This window comes from Tahibacter sp. (genome assembly GCF_032229445.1).
In the GTDB taxonomy this organism is placed as follows: Bacteria; Pseudomonadota; Gammaproteobacteria; order Xanthomonadales; family Rhodanobacteraceae; genus Tahibacter.
Genome location: NZ_JAVTWC010000104.1, coordinates 141202 through 165111, shown reverse-complemented (window position 1 = coordinate 165111; position 23910 = coordinate 141202). Strand labels below are relative to the sequence as shown.

18 protein-coding genes and 1 riboswitch are annotated in these 23910 nt (G+C 65.7%); of the genes, 9 read left to right on the top strand and 9 right to left on the bottom strand.

What is annotated here, in order from left to right:
• Window positions 1–59: 59 nt before the first annotated feature.
• Complete coding sequence (locus tag RUU78_RS19025) at window positions 60–1082, bottom strand: DUF2333 family protein (RefSeq protein ID WP_313919146.1); 1023 nt, start codon at window positions 1080–1082, stop codon at window positions 60–62.
• Window positions 1083–1219: 137 nt separating this feature from the next.
• Between RUU78_RS19025 and RUU78_RS19020 the strand changes: the two genes are divergently transcribed.
• Window positions 1220–2806, top strand: a complete 1587-nt coding sequence (locus RUU78_RS19020; protein WP_313919145.1) for a choice-of-anchor Q domain-containing protein — start codon at window positions 1220–1222, stop codon at window positions 2804–2806.
• 233 nt (window positions 2807–3039) lie between these two features.
• On the opposite strand, the gene thiC is transcribed toward RUU78_RS19020, so the two are convergent.
• Both thiC and RUU78_RS19010 read right to left on the bottom strand, forming a co-directional pair.
• Window positions 3040–4914: a phosphomethylpyrimidine synthase ThiC gene (thiC, locus tag RUU78_RS19015; protein WP_313919144.1), complete on the bottom strand. Its 1875-nt coding sequence runs from the start codon at window positions 4912–4914 to the stop codon at window positions 3040–3042.
• A 53-nt stretch (window positions 4915–4967) separates the two neighbouring features.
• A riboswitch (TPP riboswitch) is annotated at window positions 4968–5062 on the bottom strand.
• A 47-nt stretch (window positions 5063–5109) separates the two neighbouring features.
• Window positions 5110–5742: a TetR/AcrR family transcriptional regulator gene (locus RUU78_RS19010; RefSeq protein ID WP_313919143.1), complete on the bottom strand. Its 633-nt coding sequence runs from the start codon at window positions 5740–5742 to the stop codon at window positions 5110–5112.
• A gap of 102 nt (window positions 5743–5844) precedes the next feature.
• On the opposite strand from RUU78_RS19010, the gene RUU78_RS19005 reads away from it, so the two are divergent.
• From RUU78_RS19005 to RUU78_RS18985, 5 genes are all read left to right on the top strand, one after another.
• Entirely contained in the window at window positions 5845–6975 is a 1131-nt protein-coding gene (locus tag RUU78_RS19005) for an efflux RND transporter periplasmic adaptor subunit (protein ID WP_313919140.1), read from the top strand.
• A 162-nt stretch (window positions 6976–7137) separates the two neighbouring features.
• The gene (locus RUU78_RS19000) at window positions 7138–10323 is read left to right on the top strand and encodes an efflux RND transporter permease subunit (RefSeq protein WP_313919139.1); all 3186 of its coding nucleotides are present in this window, start codon (window positions 7138–7140) and stop codon (window positions 10321–10323) included.
• A 10-nt stretch (window positions 10324–10333) separates the two neighbouring features.
• Window positions 10334–10651 (top strand): hypothetical protein, encoded by a 318-nt coding sequence (locus tag RUU78_RS18995; RefSeq protein ID WP_313919138.1) that lies wholly within the window; start codon window positions 10334–10336, stop codon window positions 10649–10651.
• Between the two features lie 130 nt (window positions 10652–10781).
• Entirely contained in the window at window positions 10782–11438 is a 657-nt protein-coding gene (locus RUU78_RS18990) for a protein-L-isoaspartate O-methyltransferase (protein WP_313919136.1), read from the top strand.
• A 72-nt stretch (window positions 11439–11510) separates the two neighbouring features.
• Window positions 11511–12899, top strand: coding sequence for a TolC family outer membrane protein (locus RUU78_RS18985; RefSeq protein ID WP_313919135.1), 1389 nt, complete (start codon window positions 11511–11513; stop codon window positions 12897–12899).
• Window positions 12900–12980: 81 nt separating this feature from the next.
• Here the strand turns inward: RUU78_RS18985 and waaA are convergent, their stop codons facing one another.
• Entirely contained in the window at window positions 12981–14363 is a 1383-nt protein-coding gene (gene waaA / locus RUU78_RS18980; protein ID WP_313919133.1) for a lipid IV(A) 3-deoxy-D-manno-octulosonic acid transferase, read from the bottom strand.
• 58 nt (window positions 14364–14421) lie between these two features.
• The gene (locus tag RUU78_RS18975) at window positions 14422–14850 is read right to left on the bottom strand and encodes a VOC family protein (protein WP_313919132.1); all 429 of its coding nucleotides are present in this window, start codon (window positions 14848–14850) and stop codon (window positions 14422–14424) included.
• Window positions 14851–15000: 150 nt separating this feature from the next.
• Between RUU78_RS18975 and lpxL the strand changes: the two genes are divergently transcribed.
• The 3 genes from lpxL to RUU78_RS18960 all read left to right on the top strand — a co-directional run bounded on the left by lpxL (window position 15001) and on the right by RUU78_RS18960 (window position 20354).
• Complete coding sequence (lpxL, locus tag RUU78_RS18970; RefSeq protein ID WP_313919130.1) at window positions 15001–15927, top strand: LpxL/LpxP family Kdo(2)-lipid IV(A) lauroyl/palmitoleoyl acyltransferase; 927 nt, start codon at window positions 15001–15003, stop codon at window positions 15925–15927.
• A 99-nt stretch (window positions 15928–16026) separates the two neighbouring features.
• Window positions 16027–18972: a DUF2339 domain-containing protein gene (locus RUU78_RS18965; RefSeq protein ID WP_313919129.1), complete on the top strand. Its 2946-nt coding sequence runs from the start codon at window positions 16027–16029 to the stop codon at window positions 18970–18972.
• The gene (locus RUU78_RS18960; protein ID WP_313919127.1) at window positions 18969–20354 is read left to right on the top strand and encodes a DUF3999 domain-containing protein; all 1386 of its coding nucleotides are present in this window, start codon (window positions 18969–18971) and stop codon (window positions 20352–20354) included. The genes RUU78_RS18965 and RUU78_RS18960 overlap by 4 nt, the downstream gene beginning before the upstream one ends.
• 4 nt (window positions 20355–20358) lie before the next feature.
• On the opposite strand, the gene RUU78_RS18955 is transcribed toward RUU78_RS18960, so the two are convergent.
• From RUU78_RS18955 to RUU78_RS18940, 4 genes are all read right to left on the bottom strand, one after another.
• Window positions 20359–21120, bottom strand: a complete 762-nt coding sequence (locus RUU78_RS18955; RefSeq protein ID WP_313919125.1) for a glycosyltransferase family 2 protein — start codon at window positions 21118–21120, stop codon at window positions 20359–20361.
• A complete protein-coding gene (locus tag RUU78_RS18950) occupies window positions 21113–22378 on the bottom strand; it encodes an O-antigen ligase family protein (RefSeq protein ID WP_313919124.1) in 1266 nt (421 codons plus the stop codon). Before RUU78_RS18950 ends, RUU78_RS18955 begins: the two co-directional genes overlap by 8 nt.
• 41 nt (window positions 22379–22419) lie before the next feature.
• Entirely contained in the window at window positions 22420–23508 is a 1089-nt protein-coding gene (locus RUU78_RS18945) for a glycosyltransferase (protein WP_313919123.1), read from the bottom strand.
• A gap of 67 nt (window positions 23509–23575) precedes the next feature.
• The gene (locus tag RUU78_RS18940) at window positions 23576–23785 is read right to left on the bottom strand and encodes a zinc-finger domain-containing protein (RefSeq protein ID WP_313919121.1); all 210 of its coding nucleotides are present in this window, start codon (window positions 23783–23785) and stop codon (window positions 23576–23578) included.
• Window positions 23786–23910: the final 125 nt, after the last annotated feature.

Sequence of the window (23910 nt, the reverse complement as noted above, 5' to 3'; positions counted from 1 at the left end):
CCGATGAAAAAAGCGGCCGATGGCCGCTTTTTTTCGTTTCCGCCCCCACGCGAGTCCGCTCAGCCGCGTTCGAGCAGCGATATCAGGTCGATGATGGCCGCGTTCGCGCGCGACACGTAGTTCGCCATCACCAGAGAATGGTTGGCGAAGAAACCGAACGGCGTGCCGTTGAGCACGACCGGGCTGCCCAGCCCTTTTTGCGCCTCTTCCAGCTCACGCACGACCTGCTGCAGGCTCACCTGGGCATTCTTGTCGCGCAGCACCGGTCCGAAATCGCGCTGCAGAGCGTGCAACTGCTGCAACAGCGCCCAGGTATAGCCGCGCGACTCGTAGAACACATTGTCGATCTGCAGCCACGGCGTCTGCACTACCCGCAAGCCTCCGCCCGGCGTCGACTGCTGCGCGTTGCGATCGCCGGCCAGATCCGTATCCAGGCGTGCCTGCCCGACGCTCGCCGACAACCGCTGCGAGAGCGAACCCAGGCGGCTTGACACCACACGCAGGTAGTTCACGAGATTGTCGGCGCGGGCATAGAACTGCGCGTCGTTCTGATCACCGTCGGCCAGACGTACCAGATAACTGTTCAGATACGACGCAGCCTTGCGGTATTGGCTTTCCGAACTGGGGAGCAGCCAGCGATCATTCGGACTGGACAGCAGCGGCTCGGCCTCCACCAGGTCCTTGTCCTCGGCGCTCTGCGTCTGCGAGCGACTGAAATCGCTGCGCAAAAAGCGGCTGAGGTCTCGACTGGCGCTGATCACGCCGAATTCCCAGTTGGGTACATTGTCCATGAACACGCCCGGCGGCAGCAGGTCGTTGCTCAGATAGCCACCGCGCTTGTCGAGCAGGGTTTCGATGCTGGCGATCAGGGTTGCGGTCGTGACACTGCCGACGACGACGGGCTGGCTGACCGCCTGCGCGCGGCGATCTGCCTCGCGCTGCACATCGAGCGAAGCAGGTTCGTAGCTCCACCACCACATCAGTCCGACCAAAAGCAGCGCCAGAACGAGCAGCAGCGTGCTTGCGGCGCCGATCCAGGGCAGCCGCTTGCGCGTGGCGATCAGGGGATCGGTCGGACTCATGGCAGGTTCCTTAGGTGCAATGGATGGAATTCTTGGGTGTACATCGCCGACGATCAAGTGCGACGACGGTACTGGAATCGCGACGGTTGGTCGTTATGATCCGCCGCCGGGGGGCCGGCTGGCTCAGAGGGGAACACATGTACACCATATCAAGTGGACGCCGCGCGAGCGTCCTGATCGCGTTCGCGCGTATTTTGTTCATTGGTGGCCTGACGCCCGCCGCGGCGGAAGCGGCCACGTTCACCGTATCCAACACCGGCGATACGGGCACTGGCAGCCTGCGCGATGCGGTCGATCAGGCCAACCGCAGTGCCGGCGCGGACACGATCACTTTTGGTGGCGGAGTCAGCGGCACAATCACCTTTTCCAGCGGCGCGATAGAGATCTTCGACGCGCTGACGATTATCGGGCCGGGTGCGCCACGCCTGAGTCTGAGTGGCAACAACACCTCGCGCATATTCCACGTCGCACCGACGACCCCGGGGGACGTCTTTGCGGTAAGCATCAGCGGACTCAGCCTGATCAATGCCAGCACGCCGGACGACGGTGGCGCGGTCTTTGTCGGTGACAGTGACCTGACCGTTTCGAACTGCGTGTTCCGGAACAACACGGCGCAACGTGGCGGCGGCCTTTATGCGTTTCCGGCCGCGTCGACGACGCTGACCCTGCGCAACACCCGCTTTGAGAACAACAACGCAAGTGCTGACGGCGGCGGCTTCGGCGCGCAGGACATCGATTCTGTGGTGGTCGAAAACGTCGCGGCTACCGGCAACATCGCCGCGAAGAACGGTGGCGGCGCCTTCATCCGTGCGGTCAGTCTGAACATCTCGTTGAGCGACTTCAGCAACAACACCAGCAGCACCGTCGCACCGGGCGTTGGCGGCATCTCTGGCGGAGGCGGCCTGCGCATCGACGGCTCCAAGGCGACTGCGACCGCAACGATCAGCGCGACGCGGCTCAACAGCAACACCAGCCAGAAGGGCCAGGGAGGCGCGCTGTGGATCAGCGCGCTACCGCCGGACGCGCTGCCGATCGTCGCCCAATCGACGCTGGAGCGCGTGCAAGTGAGCGGCAACACGGCCGATCTCGCCGGCGGAGGCATATTCGGCGGTCAAGTTAACGTTACGCTGCGGGACAGCAGCATAACCAGCAACAACGCCCAGCAGGCCGGCGGCGGCATCGCCTTCCAAAACGCGGGTGCGTTGACCCTCGCCAACCTGACCCTGGCCGGAAACGCCAGCGCGCTGGCCAATGGCGGCGGCATGTACAGCGCGGGTGCGACGGCCCTTTCCGTTGCGTCCAGCACTATCGCAGGCAACTCCGCCGTGAGCGGCGGCGGCATCGCGCGGGACGGTACCGGCGCAACGCTGCGCAACAGCATCGTCGCCAATAACAATGCGCCGGCGTCGCCTGACCTGAGCGGCGTATTCGCGCCGAATTACACATTGGTCAAAAATCCCGCGGGCGCGACGCTCGCGACCGGGAGCGGCAACCTCACCACCGGCACGGACCCGCTGCTCGGTGCGCTTGGAGTCAACGGCGGCCCAACGCTGAGCCTGCTTCCGGCCGTCGGCAGTCCGGTGCTCAACGCCGGCGACCCCGCGGGCGCCGGACTGCCCACCACCGATCAGCGCGGCCTGCCGCGCGTAAGCGGCGGTCGCGTCGAACTCGGCGCAGTCGAGCGTCAGTCGCCGGAAGACGTGATCTTCCGCAACGGGTTCTAGCGACTCCACCAGACAAATCGATAGCAACTCGCTTGGCCTGGCCGTGCAGGACACTGCTGCACACTTGGCCAACAGCGAGGGCAATTGGCCGCGCTGCGCAGCAGTGTCCTGCACGACCATGCCTTCGCGACCCTTCTACCGATTTGCTCGTTACAAGCCACTAGCGCTGCCCGACTTTGCACCCGGAAACGGGAGCCGAAGCTCCCGTTTTCTGCGCAGCGAGTACGCGGGCTTCAGGCTTCGCGGTACAGCTGAGCGCCGCCATCGCGGAATTCCTGAGCCTTGCTTTGCATGCCTTCCTCGATCGCGGTTGCTTCGCTGACGCCTTTTTCCGCGGCGTAATCGCGCACATCCTGCGTGATCTTCATCGAGCAGAAGTGAGGTCCGCACATCGAGCAGAAATGGGCCACCTTGTGCGCGTCCTTGGGCAGGGTTTCGTCATGGAACTCCTGCGCCTTTTCCGGATCGAGACCCAGGTTGAACTGGTCCTGCCAGCGGAATTCGAAACGCGCCTTGGACAACGCGTTGTCACGGGCCTGGGCGCCGGGATGGCCCTTGGCAAGGTCGGCTGCGTGGGCGGCGATCTTGTAGGCGATGATGCCGTCGCGCACGTCCTGCTTGTTCGGCAGGCCCAGATGTTCTTTGGGCGTGACATAGCACAGCATCGCGGTGCCGAACCAGCCGATCATCGCAGCACCGATCGCGCTCGTGATGTGGTCGTAGCCCGGCGCGATATCCGTGGTCAGCGGTCCGAGCGTGTAGAACGGCGCCTCGCTGCAGACGCGCAGCTGACGCTCCATGTTTTCCTTGATGAGCTGCATGGGCACATGGCCCGGCCCCTCGATCATGGTCTGCACGTCGTGCTTCCACGCGATATGGGTTAGCTCTCCCAAAGTATCGAGTTCGGCGAACTGCGCCGCGTCGTTGGCATCGGCGATGGAACCTGGACGCAGGCCGTCGCCGAGCGAGAACGCGACATCGTAGGCCTTCATGATTTCGCAGATTTCCTCGAAATGCGTATAGAGGAAATTTTCGCGGTGGTGGGCAAGGCACCACTTCGCGAGTATTGAACCGCCGCGGCTGACAATGCCGGTGACGCGCTTGGCGGTCAGCGGGATGTGGGCCAGACGCACGCCCGCATGGATCGTGAAATAGTCGACGCCCTGCTCCGCCTGCTCGATCAGCGTGTCGCGGAATATTGCCCAGGTCAGCTCTTCGGCCTTGCCGTCGACCTTTTCCAGCGCCTGATAGATCGGCACGGTGCCGATCGGCACCGGCGAATTGCGCAAGATCCATTCGCGGGTTTCATGGATATGCTTGCCGGTGGACAAGTCCATCACGGTATCGCCACCCCAGCGGATCGACCAGACCATTTTTTCGACTTCTTCGGCAATGGACGACGTCACCGCCGAGTTGCCGATGTTGGCGTTGATCTTGGTCAGGAAGTTGCGGCCGATGATCATCGGCTCGGACTCGGGATGGTTGATGTTGTTGGGAATGATCGCGCGGCCGCGCGCGACTTCGTCGCGGACGAACTCGGGCGTGATCCGACCAGGCAACGCAGCGCCGAAGCTCTCGCCCGCATGCTGCACACGCAGGTGCGCTTCAAGAGCCTCGATGCGCTGGTTTTCGCGCAGAGCGACGAACTCCATTTCCGGCGTAACGATGCCCTTGCGCGCATAGTGCATCTGCGTGACGTTGGCGCCAGCCCTGGCGCGCAGCGGGAGATGCAGGTTCGGAAAGCGCACGGCGTCGAGCTTGTGGTCGGACGCACGCTTGCGGCCGAACTCCGAGGTGAGGCCCGGCAGTTCCTCGACGTCGCCGCGCTCGGCGATCCAGCGCGCGCGAAGCGCGGGGAGACCTGCGCTCAGGTCGATCCGGTAATCCGGGTCGGTGTACGGTCCGGACGTGTCGTAGACCGTCACTGGTGCGTTCTTTTCGGCACCAAACATCAGCGGCGTGTCCGAGAGAACGACTTCGCGCAACGGCACGCGCAGATCTTGCCGACTGCCGGCGACATGGATCTTGCGCGAGCCCGGAATGGGGCGCGTCACATGGTCGGACAGTTCCTGGGTCTGGCGCACCAGGTCGGAAGGCAGGGCATTCATCGGCATCGTCCTCAAAGGTCGGGGGACGAAGCGGCGGCGCGCAACGCCACCAACGGCGCTGCAACGAAGCTTCCTACGCCGGCATGATCCGGGTCAGGTACGAAGGGACTCTCTCAGCCCGAACCTCTGGGCACCCCCGCTTCAGAACCGCATTCAAGCACGAAGCGGGGGCCGGCGGCGAGAGCAGCGTGGCGCTCAGGCGCTGCCGCGGCAAGGCGAGTAGGCGCGCACGAACATGTCCACGGTCGCGTTGATATGGTCTTCAATGGCCGTTTCGCAGAACGGTTCGGAGCAACCACACATCATGCGCGCGTGCAGCTCACCCTTCAGGAGACAGAAGAACTGCGAGGTCGCTCGCCATACGTCGGGAATTTCAAGCTTTCCGCCTTCCACCTCGGCCTGCAGGAACGCTTCGAACGCCGCCTGCAACTTTTTCGGACCCGCCTCCCAGAACAATTGTGCGAGCTTGGTGGGCTGCGCCTGCGAGGTCATCATGCGGTGCAACGAAATCGACTCTTCGCTCGTGATCAACGAGAAGAACGCGCGCGCGATCGTCAGCAGTTGACCACGGATGGGGCCCGTCAGATCGGCCAGGAACAGCGCGGGAGGCAGCTGTTCCTCGCACTTGGCCTCGATGACTGACTTGAAGAGCGTCTCCTTGTCATTGAAATGACTGTAGACAGTCAGCTTGGACACGCCAGCTTCCGCGGCGATGGCATCCATGCTGGTGCCGTCGAAGCCGTGGCGGGGGAAAAGACGTTTACCGGCTTCGAGAATCGCCGCGCGCTTTTCTAGGTCTTTCGGCCGCCCGGGAGCGGCCTGTTTCATCACTGATGACATGGCCAATGAATACTAGACAGTGCAGTTTAGTAAAGATACTATACCGGGCAGTTCAGGTAAACCCGTTTGTCTCTGTCGAGGATTGTAACAATGCGCGCCTCTGCTGCCCCCAGTCCGCTGAATCCGCTGCGCCGCCTGGGACTTGGCCTCCTGCTGATTCTTCCCGTGCTGTGGCTTTCTGGCTGTCGTACCCACGCCGAACCGCAGGAACCGATCCGCCCCGCCATCGTCGCACGTCCGCAGTCCGCTGCGGCCGAAGCCGGCAACTTATATAGTGGCGACATCAAGGCTCGCTACGAGAGCACTCTGGGCTTCCGCGTCGGCGGCAAGATACGCCAGCGCCGCGTCGATGTTGGCGCTCATGTGAAAGCTGGCGACCTCATCGCCGAACTCGACCCTCAAGACTTGCAGCTCCAAGCCGGCAGCGCGCGTGCGGCGCTCGCTGCGGCGGACGCCGATCTGGCTACAGCCAAGTCCGAACGCGCCCGCTACGAGGCGCTGCGCGGCAAGAACTTCGTCAGCGAAACCCAGTTCGATGCGGTCGACAACCGCCTGAAGGCGGCGGCAGCACGAGCGACGGAAGCCCGCGCAACGCTGAACGTCGCCCAGAATCAGGCCGGCTACAGCGAGCTTCGCGCCGATCACGACGGTGTGATCACGTCAATCGTCGTCGAAGCCGGCCAGGTCGTGGCTCCAGGCCAGACGATCGCCTCGCTGGCGCGCGATGGCGAGCGCGAAGTCGAGATCAGCGTGCCCGAGAGCCGCATCTCCGACTACCGCAAGGACCAGGCCGCCACAATCGAACTCTGGGCCGAATCCGGTATACACCTCGCCGGCACGCTGCGCGAGATCGCGCCGGAAGCCGACTCGACGACACGGACCTTCCGCGTCCGCGTCGCCCTCGGCGACAGTTCGGACAGGGCCAAACTCGGCCAGACTGCACGCGTATTCTTCAGTGGCACCGAAAGTAATGCCGCCCATCTGATCCCGCTCTCCGCACTGTATGAGAAGGATGGCAAACCAGCAGTGTGGCTGGTCGACGCCAAGACACGTCAGGTGCATCTCGCGTCGGTCACCGTCCGCGCCTATCGTGAACAGGGGGTCGTGCTGACTGACGGGGTGAACACCCAGGACTGGATCATCGCTGCCGGAGTGCACAAGTTGCGCGAAGGCCAGGCCATCCGTCCGGTCGATCACAGTAACAAGCCGCTCACCTTGTAAGCGCTGCGGCCTTGGCTTCCCCGCCCGATCGCTGCACCTGCCACCCTCCCCTTCCCCAGTGGCCGTGCAGCGATCCGGGCACCTCTTACCGAACGCTCCGGGATTGCATCCTTTGCACTCCTGTGCGACCGCCGTTAACCGCCATTCGCCACAAGAACAACAATGAACCAATTCAACTTGTCCGAGTGGGCGCTGAAGAACCAGTCCGTCGTGCGCTACTTCATCGTCGTGCTCGCGCTGGTGGGAATACTGTCGTACCGGTCGCTGGGGCAGTCGGAAGACCCGCCATTCACCTTCAAGGCCATGGTCATTCAAACGACCTGGCCCGGCGCGACCGCCGCCGAGATCAATGAGCAAGTCACCGAACGCATAGAAAAGAAGCTGCAGGAACTGCCGGACCTCGAATTCCTGCGCAGCTATGCGCGCCCCGGCGAATCTCAAATCATCGTCGTCGCCAAGGACTCGCTGGAATCTCGCCATGTGCCGGACCTGTGGTACCAGGTGCGCAAGAAGGTCGGCGATATCCGCCACACATTGCCGCCAGGCGCGCAGGGTCCCTTCTTCAACGATGAATTCGGCGACACCTTCGGCAACATCTATGCACTGACCGGCGACGGGTTCTCCTATGCGCTGCTCAAGGACTACGCCGAACGCCTCAAGCTCGCGATGCTGCGGGTGCCGAATGTGGCGAAAGTCAGTCTCATCGGCCTGCAGGACGAAAAGATCTACATCGAAGTCTCCAATGCGAAGCTCGCTACACTGGGCGTGAGCTTCGCCCAGGTGCAGGCCACGCTCGAGGCGCAGAACGCGATCACACCTGCCGGCAGCTTCGAAACCGCATCGGACCGCATCTACCTGCGCACCTCCGGCGCCTTCGATTCGGAAAAAGCCATCGGAGACATCGCCATTCGCGCCAACGGCCGCCTGTTCCGCCTGAGCGACGTGGCCGAGGTCAAGCGTGCCTATTCCGATCCGCCGCAGCCGCGCATGCGCTTCATGGGCAAGGACGGCATAGGCATTGCCGTGTCGATGAAAAAAGGCGGCGACATCATCGTGCTGGGCCGCGATCTCGACGCCGCGACCAAGCAACTCGAACTCGCACTGCCCACCGGCCTGGAACTCGCCCGTGTCGCCGACCAGCCGCATGCGGTGCAGCGCTCGGTAAACGAGTTCGTACGCACGCTGGCCGAGGCAGTGATCATCGTACTGCTCGTGAGCTTCTTCTCGCTGGGCTTCCGCACCGGTCTGGTCGTGGCGCTGTCGATCCCGTTGGTGCTCGCGATGACCTTCGCGGCGATGAGTTATTTCGGCATCGACCTCCACAAGATCTCGCTCGGTGCGCTGGTACTCGCGCTGGGCTTGCTCGTCGACGATGCCATCATTGCGGTCGAGATGATGGCGGTGAAGATGGAGCAGGGCTACGACCGGGTGAGCGCCGCCGCCTTCGCCTATACCTCGACCGCGTTTCCGATGCTGACCGGCACGCTGGTCACGGCCGCAGGCTTCCTGCCTATCGCCACAGCGCAGTCAGGCACCGGCGAGTACACCCGTTCCATTTTCCAGGTAGTCACCATCGCCCTGATCATCTCGTGGGTCGCGGCGGTCATCTTCATTCCTTACCTGGGCTACAAGCTCCTGCCCGACCTCGGCAAACCGGCCGCTCCGCCGCAACCCGGTTCCTTCGCCGCGCGCGCCGATTCTCTGCGGCGTCGCGCGATCAGCCTGCTGCCGCGCCGCCTGCGTGGCGCACTGGCCGGCGGGCCGGCACACGGGCACGACCACGATCCGTATGCCTCGTCGTTCTACCGTCGCTTCCGCGACGTGGTCGAGTGGTGTGTCTCACATCGCCGGCTCGTCATCGCGTTCACCCTGCTGCTGTTCGTCGCCTCGATCATCGGCTTCCGCTTCGTGCAGCAGCAGTTTTTCCCGGATTCGACCCGGCCCGAGCTGATGGTCGACATGAAGCTGACCGAAGGATCGTCGCTCGAGGCAACCGCGGCCCAGGTCAAGAAACTCGAGCAATGGCTTAGCCAGCGCGCGGAGCTGGAAAACTACGTCAGCTACGTCGGCACCGGCTCTCCGCGCTTCTACCTGCCGCTCGATCAGCAGCTGCCGCAGGCCAGCTTCGCCCAGTTCGTGCTGCTGACGAAAGGGCCGCAGGAACGCGAGCGCCTGCGCGCCGACCTGCTAAAGCTGTTCGAAGTGGACTTTCCCGAAGTACGCGGCCGAGTGCTGCGTCTGGAGAACGGCCCGCCGGTCGGCTATCCGATCCAGTTCCGCGTGTCGGGCGAGGACATCGGCCTGGTGCGCAAGCTCGCACGCGAAGTCGCCGACGAGGTGCGCAAGAATCCGCATATGCGCAATGTGAACCTGGACTGGGACGAACCGAGCAAGGTCATACGTCTCGATATCGACCAGGACCGCGCACGCGTACTCGGCGTCAGCTCGCAGGATTTGTCCAACTTTCTGCAAAGTTCCCTGTCTGGCGTACCGATCTCGATCTACCGCGAAAAGGACGAACTGATCCAGGTGATGCTGCGCGGCCCGGACGAGGAGCGCGCGAAACTGTCGCTGCTGGACAATCTCGCCGTACCGACCGCCTCGGGCAGGACCATACCGCTGAGCCAGATAGCACGCCTGCAATACTCGATCGAGGAAGGCATCATCTGGCGCCGCAACCGACTGCCGACCATCACCGTGCGCGGCGATACGGACGGTCTGATGCAGCCGCCGTCGATCACCGCCGCAATCGATCCGACGCTCGAAGCCGTCCGCGCCAAGCTTCCCGCAGGCTATCTGCTCGAGGTGGGAGGCACGGTCGAGGACTCGGGCAAGGGCCAGCGTTCGGTCAACGCCGGCGTGCCGCTGTTCCTGTTCGTGGTGCTGACCCTGCTGATGCTGCAACTCAAGAGCTTCAGCCGCACCGTGATGGTGTTCCTGACCGCCCCGCTGGGCCTGATCGGCGTGACCCTGTTCCTGCTCGTATTCAACGTGCCGTTCGGTTTCGTGGCCATGCTCGGCACGATCGCACTGTCCGGCATGATCATGCGCAATTCGGTGATCCTTATCGACCAGATCGAGCAGGACATCGCCAAGGGCCACGCGCCCTGGGATGCGATCATCGATGCGACCGTGCGTCGCTTCCGCCCCATCGTGCTCACCGCGCTTGCGGCCATCCTCGCGATGATCCCGCTGTCGCGCAGCGCATTTTTCGGACCGATGGCCGTTGCCATCATGGGTGGCCTGTTCGTTGCAACGGCGCTGACCCTGCTTTTTCTGCCTGCGCTGTATGCCGCGTGGTTCCGGATCAAACGTCCGGACGCGGGGCACGCACCGACCGGCGCATAGGACCAGGACCATGTCACCCATACCCGAACTGCAGTTGAGCCAAACGTTCAAACTCGCCCAACGCGCGTTTTCCGAAGTGCTGGACATGCGTCATTTCGACGCCAGCCTCGCCATGGCGGCGCGCGTACGCATTGCCGCGCTCGACAAACTTGACCTCTCGCGCCTGATTCGCTGGCTGGGCTGGCAGACCCATGCGCGCAACCCGCAGGCGCTCACGCGCATCGAACGCGTCGATCAACGGCTCGCTGCCAGCGTCCTGCACGCCCGTTCACGCCTCCCCGTGAACGGACGTCCGGCCCTGTCCGGAAGTCCGCGCCGGACAGCGTAAGGTGAGTAATGTCAGTTACTTGCGATGACTTCCGGCACTACGGAAGTCGGCTGGGAACAGCGATGCTGAATTTGCCGTAACGGGCGCCAGAGCCTATGCTTTCGCCCCTTTTCCCGTCGGAGTCGCCGCCGTGTCCCTGAATCTCGAAAGGGCTCGTTTCAACATGATCGAGCAGCAGGTGCGTCCCTGGGACGTGCTCGATGCGCGCGTGCTCGCGGTTCTGGGCCAGGTACAACGCGAACACTATGTCAGCGAGGCGCATCGTCAGCTCGCCTTCGCCGACCTGGAGCTGCCGCTGGCGCACGGCGAATTCATGATGAAGCCTGTCGTCGAAGGCCGCGTGCTGCAGGCGCTCGATGTGCAGCCCGGCGACAGCGTTCTCGAAATCGGCACGGGCTCGGGTTTCCTGACCGCTTGCCTCGCCCGCCTAGGCCGCGACGTGGTCAGCGTGGAACAACATGCAGACCTGGCCGCGACGGCGCGCGAGCGCCTGCAGCGCGACGGGATCACCAACGCAAAAGTGGAAGTTGCCGAAGCCGTGCGTGAATTCCAGCCCGGCCGCGAGTTCGATGCCATCGTTCTGACCGGTGCGGTCTGCACGCTGCCGGAGCGCTTCGCGGCCTGGCTCAGGCCCGGCGGACGCCTGTTCGCCGTCATCGGCGAATCACCGGCGCAACAGGCCATTGTGTTTACGCGCGACGGCACCCATTTGCGCGAAATCTCTTTGTTCGAAACCGACCTCGCCTATCTGACGAACGCCGCGCCGCCGAAGCGGTTCAGTCTCTGACAGTCCAGGCCGAGCGAGTTCGCCCCACTTTTGAGCCTTAAATCCAGGACGGCTCCCTTCCAGGAAGCGACAATGACCAAGCGAAACCCGTTCAAGCTGTTGCCCCTGTCACTGGCGCTCGCGCTGGTGCCGGCACTCGCATCGGCCGAAGATTTGATCCAGGTCTACGACCTCGCACGCCAGAACGACCCGGTACTGTCGGGTGCCGAAGCGCAGCGCCTTTCCACGGCCGAGGGTGTCGATCAGGCCACCTCGCAGCTGCTGCCGCAGATCGCCGCAGTGTTCGATTTCAACGACAGCAGCCGCGACCAGTACAGCGCCGGCATATCCGCCGACGCCGAAGGCAACCTCGGCCCACGAGTTTCGACGAGCAATAGCGACGGCCGCAGCACGACACTGAGCGGCACGCTGACCCAGTCCATCCTGGATTTCAGCAAGTGGACCGCGCGCAAGGCGGCGCAGGAACTCGCCCGTCGCGGTGATTCGCTGTATGTGCAGGCCGAGCAGGACCTGTCTATCCGCGTCGCCACAGCGTATTTCGCCGTGCTGACCGCGGAAGACTCGCTGGCCTTTTCCCAGGCCGAAGAAAAGGCACTGAGCCGCCAGCTCGACCAGGCGCAGCAGCGCTTCGAAGTGGGCCTCTCGGCGATCACCGACGTCAACGAAGCCAAGGCCCAGCACGACTCGGCCCGCGCCGCGACGATCAGCGCGCAGAACGCGCTCGACGACGCCCGCGAAGCTTTGCGCGAGATCACCGCGAAGGAGCCGGCGGAACTCGCGCGGCTGCGCGCGGATCTGCCGATGCAGGAACCCGTGCCGAACGACATGCAGGCCTGGGTCGACAAGGCCGTCGCTGAGAACCCGGGTCTGAAGGCGCAGGAATACGCGCTTGCCGCCGCCCGGGCCAACATCAACACCGCACGTTCCGGGCACCTGCCGACGCTGTCGGGCACCGTCAGCTATTCGCGCAACCCGAGTTGGGGCGATGGCGGCTCAAGCGAATTCCCAGGCACGTTTCACAACAACGGCAAGACGACGCAGCACGGTATCGGCCTGCGTCTCACCGTGCCGATCTTTACCGGCGGTTACACCCAATCGCGCGTGCGCCAGGCCGTCTACGACCGCGATGTCACGCAGGATGCGCTGGAGCAGCAGAAGCGCGCGCTCGTGCGCAACACGCGCCTGAACTTCCGCGCCGTCGTCGCCGGCATCAGCGAAGTCGAGGCGCGCAAGCAGGCGGTGGTCTCGGCTAGTAGCGCGCTCGAAGCGACGCAGGCGGGTTTCGAAGTCGGTACGCGCACCATCGTCGACGTGCTCCTGTCGCAGCGCCAGCTCTACCAGGCGCAGCGTGATCACTCGCAGGCACGCCACAGCTTCGTGCTGAACCAGCTACGTCTGCGCCAGTCGGCCGGCAGCATCGGCCCGAACGATCTCAAGGAAGTCAACGCGCTGCTCGAGTGATCCGGATTCCACGCCCGCGGATACGAAAAAAGCGGGCATTGCCCGCTTTTTTCTTGCCCGCCCGAGCTGCGCCGACCTTTTCTACGGCGCCGCCAGCACCGCTTCGATCGCAGCCATGTTGCGTGCGACGGCGCCGCGCTCTCGCTCGAATACCAGGCGCGCCTGCGCGCCCATGCGGCGGCGGCCGTCCTCGTCGGCGAGAAAACGCGCGATGGCCGCGCCCAACGCATCCGCATCGCTGATCTGAGCCGCACCGCCCTGTTGTACCAAGCTGGCCGTGATCGCCTCGAAGTTGAAGGTGTTCGGCCCTACCACGACCGGCACCGATAGCGCCGCGGGCTCCAGTACGTTATGTCCACCGATCGGCACCAGGCTGCCGCCGACGAACGCGATGTCGGAGGCGGCGTAATAGTGCAGAAGTTCACCCAGCGTATCGACGACGAAGCACTGGCTTGCACTGCCGGCGTGCCCGTCCTCGCTGCGCGTGCGCGTGGTGAAGCCAAGGCTGCGGCACGACAGTGCGACCGGCCGGAAGCGTTCCGGATGACGCGGCGCGATCAGCAGCAGTGCGTCGGGAAACCGCCGCAGCACCGCCGCATGCGCCTTCAGTACCGGCAGTTCCTCGCCTTCGTGCGTGCTTGCCGCTATCCAGACCGGGCGGTGCGGTCCCCACTGCCCACGCAGATCGCGTCCGACACGGGCAAGCTCGTCCGGCACGGCCATATCGAACTTGATATTGCCGAGCACCGACAGCCGCTGCGGGTCGGCACCGAGTTCGAGCAACCGCTGCGCATCCGCATCGGACTGCGCAGCCACATGCCGCGCCGAGCGGATGGCCAGGCGCGCCAGCGGCCGCACCGGCCCGTAGCCGCGCAGGCTCTTCTGGGACAGCCGTGCATTCGCCACCACGACAGGAATCCTGCGCCGCTCGCACTCGTGGAACAGGTTCGGCCAGATCTCGGTTTCCATGACCACGCCCAGTCTCGGGCGCACCCGTTCGAGAAAGCGCGCGACCGAGGCTGGCAGATCGTAGGGCAGATACACGTGGAAGACCCGATCGCCGAACAGTTTCTGCACCCGCTCCGAACCCGTCGGTGTAATCGTGGTGATGACGAACGGAAGGTCCGCGTGCCGCAGCATCAGCGCCTCGATCAGCGGCACGGCGGCGTTCACCTCGCCAACCGATACGGCGTGGATCCAGATGCTTTCCTTGAATCGCGGCGACGGAAAGAAGCCGAAGCGCTCGCGCCAGCGCCCCAGATAGCCGCGATAGTGCAGTCCGCGCCGCGCCAGCCGGAACAGGATCACGGGCGTCAGCAGGTACATCACGAGGGTGTAGAGAGAGCGCGGAAACACGACCTGGCTGACGGTTGGCGGCGGCGCAGTATAGCGGCCCCGCGCGAACGCCCACCGGTCGGTGCGCTGCGCTCCGCCGGCCCTGCCGCACCCATCGCCGGAACCCATGGCCTGATCCCCGCTGGGCGGTCGCCCTGTGCCGCAGCGGCAGCCGTGACGCGACACGCTATGGCGTTTGCCAGGGATCGTAGCTGCCGAACCACCACAGCTGTCCCTCCGGATCGCGGCAACCGTAGGCGCGACCGCCGTGCTCCGGACTGTGCAGTTCGTCGACGATCTCCGCGCCAGCGGCCTTGGCCCGCGCGTAATGGCCATCGGTGTCGGCCACGATGCAGTAACAGCTCTGCGTGACGCGGTTGCCGACATCGGCGGGTGCGGCGAAACGCGCGCCCCAGGCGTCGTCCCGTATCGAGCCCAGCATCAGCATGCCGTCGCCGAAACGCAGCTGCGCGTGGGCAATGCCGCCTTCGCCGTCCTCGTAGACGGCGTGTCTTTCGAAACCGAGTACACGGCACAGCCATTCGATCATGGCGGGCGCGTCGCGATAGCGCAGGCTTGGGACGATAGCGCTCGGGCGGGAAGTGGCTTCAGACATGACGGCGACTCCGGGATCGGCATGGGAGGACGGTAGCAAAGCACTGTTTCCGGTTCGGTCAAAGACAGCGTCGTCCTCCAGTGCGCGCAGGCTAGGCGCTCGCCGTGTCACGCAGTCATCCACTGCGGGCTTGCGGCTAAACTCTGGACGATGTCCGCCCCTTCACCAGCTACCGACACGCCGCCTTCGCTGTCCTCGCCCCGTTACTGGCTCTCGCGCATTGGTCTGGCGCTGGTGCGCGGTGTCGCACGTCTGCCACTGCCGTGGCTGCAGCGTCTGGCAGGTGTGCTGGGCTGGTTCGCCGGCGGCCTGCTCGTGACACGCCGGCATATCGCGGCGCGCAACCTGGCCCTGTGTTTTCCGCAACTCGACGAGCGACAGCGTGCCGATCTGCTCGCGGCCAACCTACGCGACAGCGGTCGCATGCTGGTCGAATTCGCCCTGGCCTGGTTCGGCAGCGAGGCGAAGATCGCCGAGATACCCTGCCGCGTGGATGGCCTGGAGCATCTCGAACGGGCCCGCGCCGAGGGCCGCGGCGTGCTGCTCGTCGGCGGACACTTTTCGCATCTGGAGTTGTGCGCGCGGCTCGTGTCGCGGCGCATCCGCATCAGCGGCATGTACCGCGTGATGGACGACGCGGTGTTCGAGCAGGCAGTCCTCACCGCACGGCTGCGCTACGCGCAGGCCATGTTCACCAAGGACGAACTGCGCGCGACGGTCAAATACCTCAAGCGCGGCGGCACGGTCTGGTATGCGCCCGACCAGGACATGCGCGGCAAGGAATCGGTGTTCGTGCCGTTCTTCGGCGTGCCCGCCTCCACGATCACGGCAACCCATCATCTCGCGCGCCTGTCCGGCGCGCAGGTGCTGCCGTTCTTCCACCGGCGCGAGGCCGACGGCGGCTACACGCTACGCCTGGAGGCGCCCCTCGCCAATTTCCCAAGCGACGACGTCGTCGCCGACACCGCGCGCGTGAACCAGGCCATCGAAGCCATGGTGCGCGAAGCGCCGGCGCAGTACCTCTGGCTACACAAGCGCTTCAAGACGCGCCCGCCCGGCGCCGAAACCATCTACTGATCCGGACGGTATCGGATCGCGATACCGGTGCACGAGAGCGCGACGCGGACCGCGCCGGCCGCTAGAGTGTGAACGTCGCGTTCACTTAGGGAAGTCGTCATGCCCTGGCTGTTAGGGTTGATTGGTCTGTTCGTCGGCACGTTTCTCGGCGGTACGCTGTTCTCGCATGGCATGGGCATCGGCGCCGTCTTCGGCACCCTGGCCGGGGTGCTGTTCGGACGCTTGAACGTACTGCAGGGCCGTGTCACGCAGTTGGAGCAGGAAGTCCACACGCTCGAACTCGCGCGTACCGCGCAGCAGCACTACGACGACACCCCGGCCGCCCAGCCCGAACCCGAGCCCCCGCCGCTGCCGCCGTTCCGGCCGGCCGCAACGCCCCGACGCGCCGCGCCGCCACCGGTACCTGCTCAGACTCCCGAGCCCTCCGCATCGATGGCATCAACATGTGCGCGCGCCCACACGCCGCAGGTGCAGGAACCCATGCAGCCGGTCACGCATCCGGCGCCGACCGACCTGCCCCCGCTGGACTTCAACCTGGATCTCAGCGACATGGCTACTCCTCCTCCGCCATCGCGCCCGCAGCGCGCGGTGTTCGACATCGGCGCCGCACCCGAACCGGTCCGGCCGCAGACGCAGGCGCCGCCGCGTCCGCGTGCCCAGCGCCCGGTCAGCGGCGCTACCGTGATTCCCGAGCGCGCGCCGCGCAATGACGAACCCGATCCGCTGCAGCGCGCGTTCGCTGCGATCAGACGCTGGTTCACCGAAGGCAACATCCCGGTAAAGATCGGCGTATTGATCCTGTTCCTCGGCGTCGGCGCGCTGATGAAATACGCCGCCGACCAGGGCTGGCTGACCGTGCCGATCGAACTGCGCATGGCCGGCATCGCCGCGGCCGCACTGGCCGGGCTCGTGTTCGGCTGGCGCAAGCGCGAAAGCCACCGCGCCTTCGCGCTATCGCTGCAGGGCGGCGCGATCGGCGTCCTGCTGCTGGTCGTGTACGGCAGCTTCAAGCTGCATGGCCTGATTCCGCCGGGCCTCGCGTTCCTGCTGCTCGTCGTCATCGTCGGCGCAGCCGGCATCATGGCCGTGGCGCAGGATGCGCTCGCGCTTGCGCTGCTCGCGATCGTGGGCGGCTTCCTCGCGCCGATCCTGACCTCCAGCGACAGCGGCAATCATGTGGCACTTTTCACCTACTACGCAGTGCTCAACGCGGCCATCTTCGGTATCGCCTGGGTCAAGCCGTGGCGCGCGCTGAACCTGCTCGGTTTCGTCTTCACCTTCGGCATCGGCACGGCCTGGGGTTTCCTCAAGTACCGCCCGGAGCTGTTCGCCTCGACCGAACCGTTCCTGATCCTGTTCTACGCGTTCTATCTCGTGATTCCCGTGTTGTATGCGCTACGCCAGCCGGAGGAACGCCGCGGTTTCGTCGACGGCAGCCTGGTCTTCGGCACGCCGCTGCTCGCCTTCCCGCTGCAGGCCGCGCTGCTCGATGGCGACACGCAGATGCTCGCGCTGTCGGCGCTGGTGCTCGCATTCGCGCACATGGGCGTGGCCTGGTTCGCGTTCCGCCGTCTCTCGATGACGCTGCTCGGGCAGTCGCATGCGCTGCTCGCGCTCGGCTTTGCCACACTTGCAGTGCCGCTGGCCCTGTCGGCCCGCGCCACGGCCTGCGCCTGGGCGGTCGAAGGCGCGGCGCTGATCTGGCTCGGCCTGCGCCAGCAGCGCCGCCTGCCGCGCGTGATCGGCTATCTGCTGCAGCTCGCAGCCGGGCTTTCTGTTTTGTATACCTTGGCAAATAATTCCTTCTCCGACACTCCGCCCGCGAACGCGGTGCTGAACGGTGATTTCCTCGCCATCCTGTTGATCAGCGCGGCCGGCTTCATCAGCACCTGGCTGCTGCGCCGCGCCAGCTCGACGAGCGCGATGGCGCCGCTGCTGCTGATCTGGGCGCTGGGCTGGTGGCTGGTGCTCGGTATCAACGAGATCAACCGCTTCGCGCCGCCCGACATGGTCGCAAACTGGCTGCTCGTATTCGTCGCCGTGACCACGCTGCTCGCGAGCGAGATCGCGCGCCGCCTGGAGTGGTCGGAGCTGCGCTGGCCGGCGCTGATCGCCATCTTCATCGCACCGCTGTTCATCCTGAGCACGGCAGCCGCCAACCCGGGCGGTCCGCTGTCCGGGCTGGGCCTCGCCGCGTGGCTGGCCTGGTTTGCCGCCAGCCTGCGCGCGCAGCGCAATCTGGATGTCAGCCTCGCGCCGGCCTTGCCGGCAGCCTATGCGGTGCATGTGTTCACCTGGGCCGGACTGCTTGCGGCGCAACTCGTGCATCTGTCACGCGAGAGCTGGCAACTCGGCACGATCTGGCAGGTGCTGCTCGGCCTCGCGCCGTTTGCGCTCGCTTTCGCCGGTACGCTGGGCCGCTGGCGCGCGCTGCGCCTACCGCTGAGCGACGATGCCGAAACGGCACGCCCGGCCCTGCTCGGGGTGCTGTCGCTGCTGCTCGGCGCGTGCTGGGTGATCGGGCTCGTCGCCGAAGGCAATCCGGCGCCGCTGGCGTACGTGCCCATCGCCAATCCGCTGGAACTCGCCCAGATCGGCTTCGTGCTGGCGTTGCTGTTCTGGTTCCGCCAGGCCGGCGGCGAAGGCAATGCCGTGCTCGACGTGCAGTTCCGCGCACAGGTGTTGGCGGTGATCGGATTTGCACTGATGACCAGCATCACGCTGCGTGCCGTGCATTTCCTCGGCCACGTGCCCTGGGACAGCGAGTCGATGATGCGTTCGGCACTGGCCCAGGCCTGCCTGTCAGTGGTCTGGTGCCTGGCCGGACTCGCCGCGATGCTGACCGGTGCGCGGCGGCTGTCACGACCGATCTGGATCGGCGGCGCGTGTCTGGTCGGTCTCGTGATCGTCAAGCTGATCCTGATCGACCGCACGCACCTGAAGGACCTGCACGCGATCCTCGGCGTCCTCGCCGTCGGCGGTCTGCTCATGGTCGTGGGCTATTTCGCACCGAACCCGCCCAAGCCGGTGGAGGCAGAACTGTGAAACGGGCGGCCGTCCTGATGCTGTGCACGCTCGCGGCAAACGCATTCGCGGCGCAGCGCAGCGACTACGCACAGGAATGGCCGTTGCGGCTTGCGCGCGAGGACGGCGGTGCGTTTCGCGTCGTGCTCAGCGAAGCGATGTACCGCGCGGCGCACGACCCGGGTCTCGCCGACATCGAGGTGTTCAACGCCGCTGGCGAGTCGCTGCCGGCGACCTTGCTCGGTCCGGAAGGCGCGAGCGCGCAGGAATGGCCGCGCCAGGACATCGCGGTGCCCTGGTTCACGCTGCCGCCGGATAATCCGAACGACACCGACGCCGACTGGAACCTGCGCGCCGAGCGCGACGACCGAGGCCGCGTCATGCGCGTCGATGCGACCGTGCAGGACGGCGGCGGCGCGCCGGTTTCGCGCGATCTGCTGCTGGATCTGAGCCAGATCAAGACGCCGCTGGCCGCGCTGCGGCTGGATTGGCGGACCGATATCGAACCATTCCAGAACACCGTCGTACTGTCGGGCAGCGACGATCTGCAGCACTGGAACCGCATTGCCGAGGGCGTGGTAGCGGACCTGCGCAATGGCGAGGAACGCCTGCGCCGCAACCGCGTCGAACTCAGCCGCGAACGCAGCTTCCGCTACCTGCGCATCGCCGCAGTCGCGCCGGCGACACTACCGGCCTTCAGCGCCGTGCATGCCGAAGCAGCACCGCCACCGCCCGAACCGGAATGGCGCTGGATCAGCATCGACGGGCAGGCACAGCGAGACGGTGAGCACGTCTTCTACCGCTACCGCGTGGACGCGCGCATACCGGCGCGGCAGCTCGACGTGCGTGCGAACGCCGGCAACAGCGTCGCAAGCTGGACCGTGCTCAGTCGCGACGATGCACAGCGGCCCTGGGTAACCCGCGCCGGCCCGTGGACCGGCTACCGCGTTGCCTCGGGCGACAGTGTGGAGAGTTCCACACCGCAACCATTGACTGCCAGCGTGCGCGACCGCGACTGGCGCGTCGACGCGGTGCCGCCGCCGAATGCGCCACCGGTGCTCGTGCTCGGCTACCGGCCCGAAGTGCTCGTGTTCCTGGCCCAGGGCGAAGGGCCGTATACCATCGCCGCCGGCAGCGCCAACGCGCGTCGGCGCGACGCCCCGATCGCCACCTTGCTCGACGCGCTGCGCCGCCGCCATGGCGCCGACTGGAAACCGTATCCGGCCCTGCCCGAAGCCGGCCGCTTACTCAGCGGCGACGCGGCACTCGTCGCCGCGCCGAAACCCGCGCAGCCGCAGGACTGGCGCAGTCTGCTGCTGTGGATCGTACTGGTTGCGGGCACCCTGCTCGTCGTCGCCATGGCGTTGCGACTGCTGGGAGCGCAGAAGAACGGATCGTCGTAATGCCCTACGGTTTGCGCGTCTGCCTGCGCTGCGCCTCGTAGACCTTCGCGTATTTCAGGAACACGTAGTACGCGGCGCTGACCGCGTTGATGAAGCCGGCCCAGCCGTCGAGAAACCAGCGCTTGCCGACGTACTGGCGCAGGAAAAACAGCCATGGGTACAGCACCAGCCTGGCGAACACGAAGCGCTGGCGCTGGCGGCGCTTGTGCTCGACGAGGCCCGATGAGTAGGCATTGATCTTGCCGACCTTGGTCGCGATGTCCGGCTCGCCGTAGTGCACGAATACCGCGCCACGCAAGGTCGACACCGGCTCCTTGGTTTCCGGTGCCGCGTGCACCGGCACCGCGTTCATGCGGGCGCGCTCGCGGTCGAACAGGCGCAGGTGCGTGTTCAGGCGCACGCCGGCGTGATTGAAGGTCCAGAATACTTGCTCGCGCCGCGGCAGGCGGAAGCCCGCGACCACCGGTGCCTGCAGCGCCGCTTCGATCACGGCACGCGCGCCGTCGGTCAGCGCTTCGTCGGCATCGAGCAGCAACACCCAGCGGTGCGCGGCCTTGTCGATCGCGCTCTGCTTCTGCGCCGCATAGCCCTTGAACGCTTCGTGGAACAGACGTGCGCCGTGCGCCGCCGCGATCGCCTGCGTCGCATCAGTGGAACCGGAATCCAGCACGACGACGTCGTCGGCCCAGTCGGCGCTCGCGAGGCAGCGCTCCAGCGTCACGGCGTTGTTGAGGGTTGTCACCACGAGGCTCAGACGCTCACGCATGGGCCGCCACCTCGTCCGTCTGCGCACTCGCCAGGGCCGCGCAGAACTGCGCGATCAGCCACCAGAACAGTAGTCCCCACCAGGCCGAATAGAACGCCAGATGGGTATTCAGCGGAAATGCCATCGCAACCAGCGCGAGTCCCGGCGCCGCGGCGGCGGCGCGCTGCGCTGACGCTGCGCACCACCAGGCGCGCAGCGCCGCGCCGATGCCGATGAACCAAAGCAGCAAGCCAAGCACGCCAGTTTCGCTGAGCACTTCCAGCACCCACTGATGTGCATGCGCCGCACCGCTGCCGTCGGCCTGTACAAAGCTGTCGCCCGATCCGGCGTACTGCGCGTAGGCATAGCGGAACCCGCGCACGCCGACACCGTTGACCGGATGCGCCTGGATCATCTCGACCGAGGTCTGCCAGATCTGCGCGCGACCGGCGAGCGCGAAGTCGACTTCGTTCGGCGAACCGTCCAGCGCCTGCAACGTGCGCTGCACGCGCGCGCCGAAAGCGTCGGAACTGCGAGCGGCAATGAACCCGGCCGCCGCCAGGACCAGTGCCAGCGCGCTCACCGCCGCGGCGAAACGCAGCGGCCGCCGGGTTTCGCGCCACAGCAGCGCGAGCGCAACGAGACCCAGCGCAAACCAGCTCGCGCGCGAGCCGGCCAGCAACACCGGCACCAGCACGAACACGAAGGCAACGACCAGTCCACGCTGCCCCCAACGCTCCCGAGCAACAAACAACAGGAACGGCGACAGCGTCGCCAGCACCGGACCGAGCTTGAGGTTGTCGCTACCGAAGACGCCGCTGAGCCGTTCGGCTTCCGGCGCGCCGGCCAGGCTCCACCCGGTCAGTGCCTGCACCCAGGCATCGAGCAGCCACAGCGTGAGGATCAGCGCGACGCTGCGCTGAAGCGCTGCATGCCGCTCCATCGTATGAGCGACCAGCAGCGCGTAGAGGCCCAACGGCAGCAGGCGCAGTGCGGCGAGCACGGTACCCCAGCTCTTGGAAAGATTGACCGCGTCGACCGCCGACAGCAAAGCGGCACCGGCGTAGCAGGCCCACAGCAGCGCGAACAGCTGCCAGCGTGCACGAGACGGCCACGCCTGTGGATCGCGCCAGAGCACCGCGATGCTGCCGGCCAGGCACAGAACAACCCCGAATTCCGCGCTGCGCCCGAGCGGCAACAGCAGCAGCAGCGCCCATAGCGGCAGCAGTGCAACGGGGAACAGGTGCGCGAGGCGGTCGCTAAGCGAGGAATTACTCATGCGGAGCCGGATGATAGCCCAGCCGTGCCGACAGCCCGTCGTCAGCTCATCGCGTAGGTCGAGTGGAGGCTGGCCGCGTCATCGTTCACGAGCGCGTTATATAGCGCCAGCGTCGCGCGCTGCATGTCGGCCAGCTGGTAGCGCCGCAGTGGAGGAATCGCCGGCGCGCGACGCAGCAGTTCCGCCGCGCGCTCGACCAAGCGGCCGAAGTCGTCGAACGGCACGCGTCCGGACGGATACAGCTCGGTCAGAAGTTCGCCGACGCCGCCGTGGGCGTAGCCGAGTACGGGCCGGCACAGGGACAGCGCCTCGATGACCGTGCGGCCGAACGCTTCGGGCTTGTTCGACAGCTGCAGTACGAGGGCGCTGGCCGCATACACGTCGCGCACGTCCGAGCGCGGCCGGGCGAACACCATGTCGTCGGCGACGCCGCGCTCCTCGGCCAGCCGCTGCAGCTCCGCCACATAGTTGCTGCGCCCGGCTTCGACGACGCCGAGCAACAGCAGCCGCGTGGCGATGCCGCGCGTCTTCAGCGCCGCGATCAGCTCGATCGCGTCCGCGTGCCCCTTGATGCGCGTGCCGCGACCCGGCAGGGTCAGCAACGGCGCGCCGCGCAGCCGCGGGTACTCGTCGAAGAATGTGCGCAGCCATTCGTCGTCGGGACGATGGCCGTAGGGAAACTCGTCGAGGTCGATGCCGCGCGGAATGACGACGATGCGCTCCGGATCGATCTCGTAGTGACTGATCAGGAAATCGCGCACGGTATGCGAGACAGCGATGACGCGCTCGCCGCGGGTCATGATCGCGCTGTAGCGGCCCGGCGTATTGAGGCCATGCACCGTCGTGACGAAGTGCATCGAGGCCGGCGCGTTCTTCAGCGCGAAATGCGCAAGCCAGGCCGGCAGCCGCGAACGCGCGTGCACGATGTCGGGCTTGAGTTCGTTGAACAGCCCGCGCAGACCGGAAATATGGCGCAGGCTCAGCAGCGATTTCGCGCCGATGGAGCGTTGTATATGTTCGCTGCCCGCGGCCAGCAGCTGCGGCACCAGCCGCCCACCGGCAGAGACGACGATCGAGCGGTGCCCGGCCGCGACCAGTGCGGCACCGACTTCGAGAGTCGACCGCTCCACTCCGCCCGTTTCCAGGGCAGGCACCAGTTGGACCACAGTGAGCCGGCGCCCCTGCACGAAAACCCGATCAGGCTTTCAGCACGTAATGCGCGCCGCAATAGGCACACACCGACTCGCCACCCTCGTCCTCGATCGGCAGATAGACCTTGGGATGCGAATTCCACAGGGTCATGCCGGGCATCGGACAGGACAACGGCAGGTCCGCCTGCGTCACTTCGTAACGGTTCTTGGCATTGGCAGGAAGGGTATTCGCCGCCGCAGGGTTGGTTCTGGCCATGAGGGTTCCGGAAAAACGCGAGAGCGCGCGAGTCTAGCAGTTCACATCCTGTGATCCGATGCACACTTTGTGCCGGAAATGACTCACAGCAGGCTTGCGACCACACCGTCGCATTCCGGTTCCCA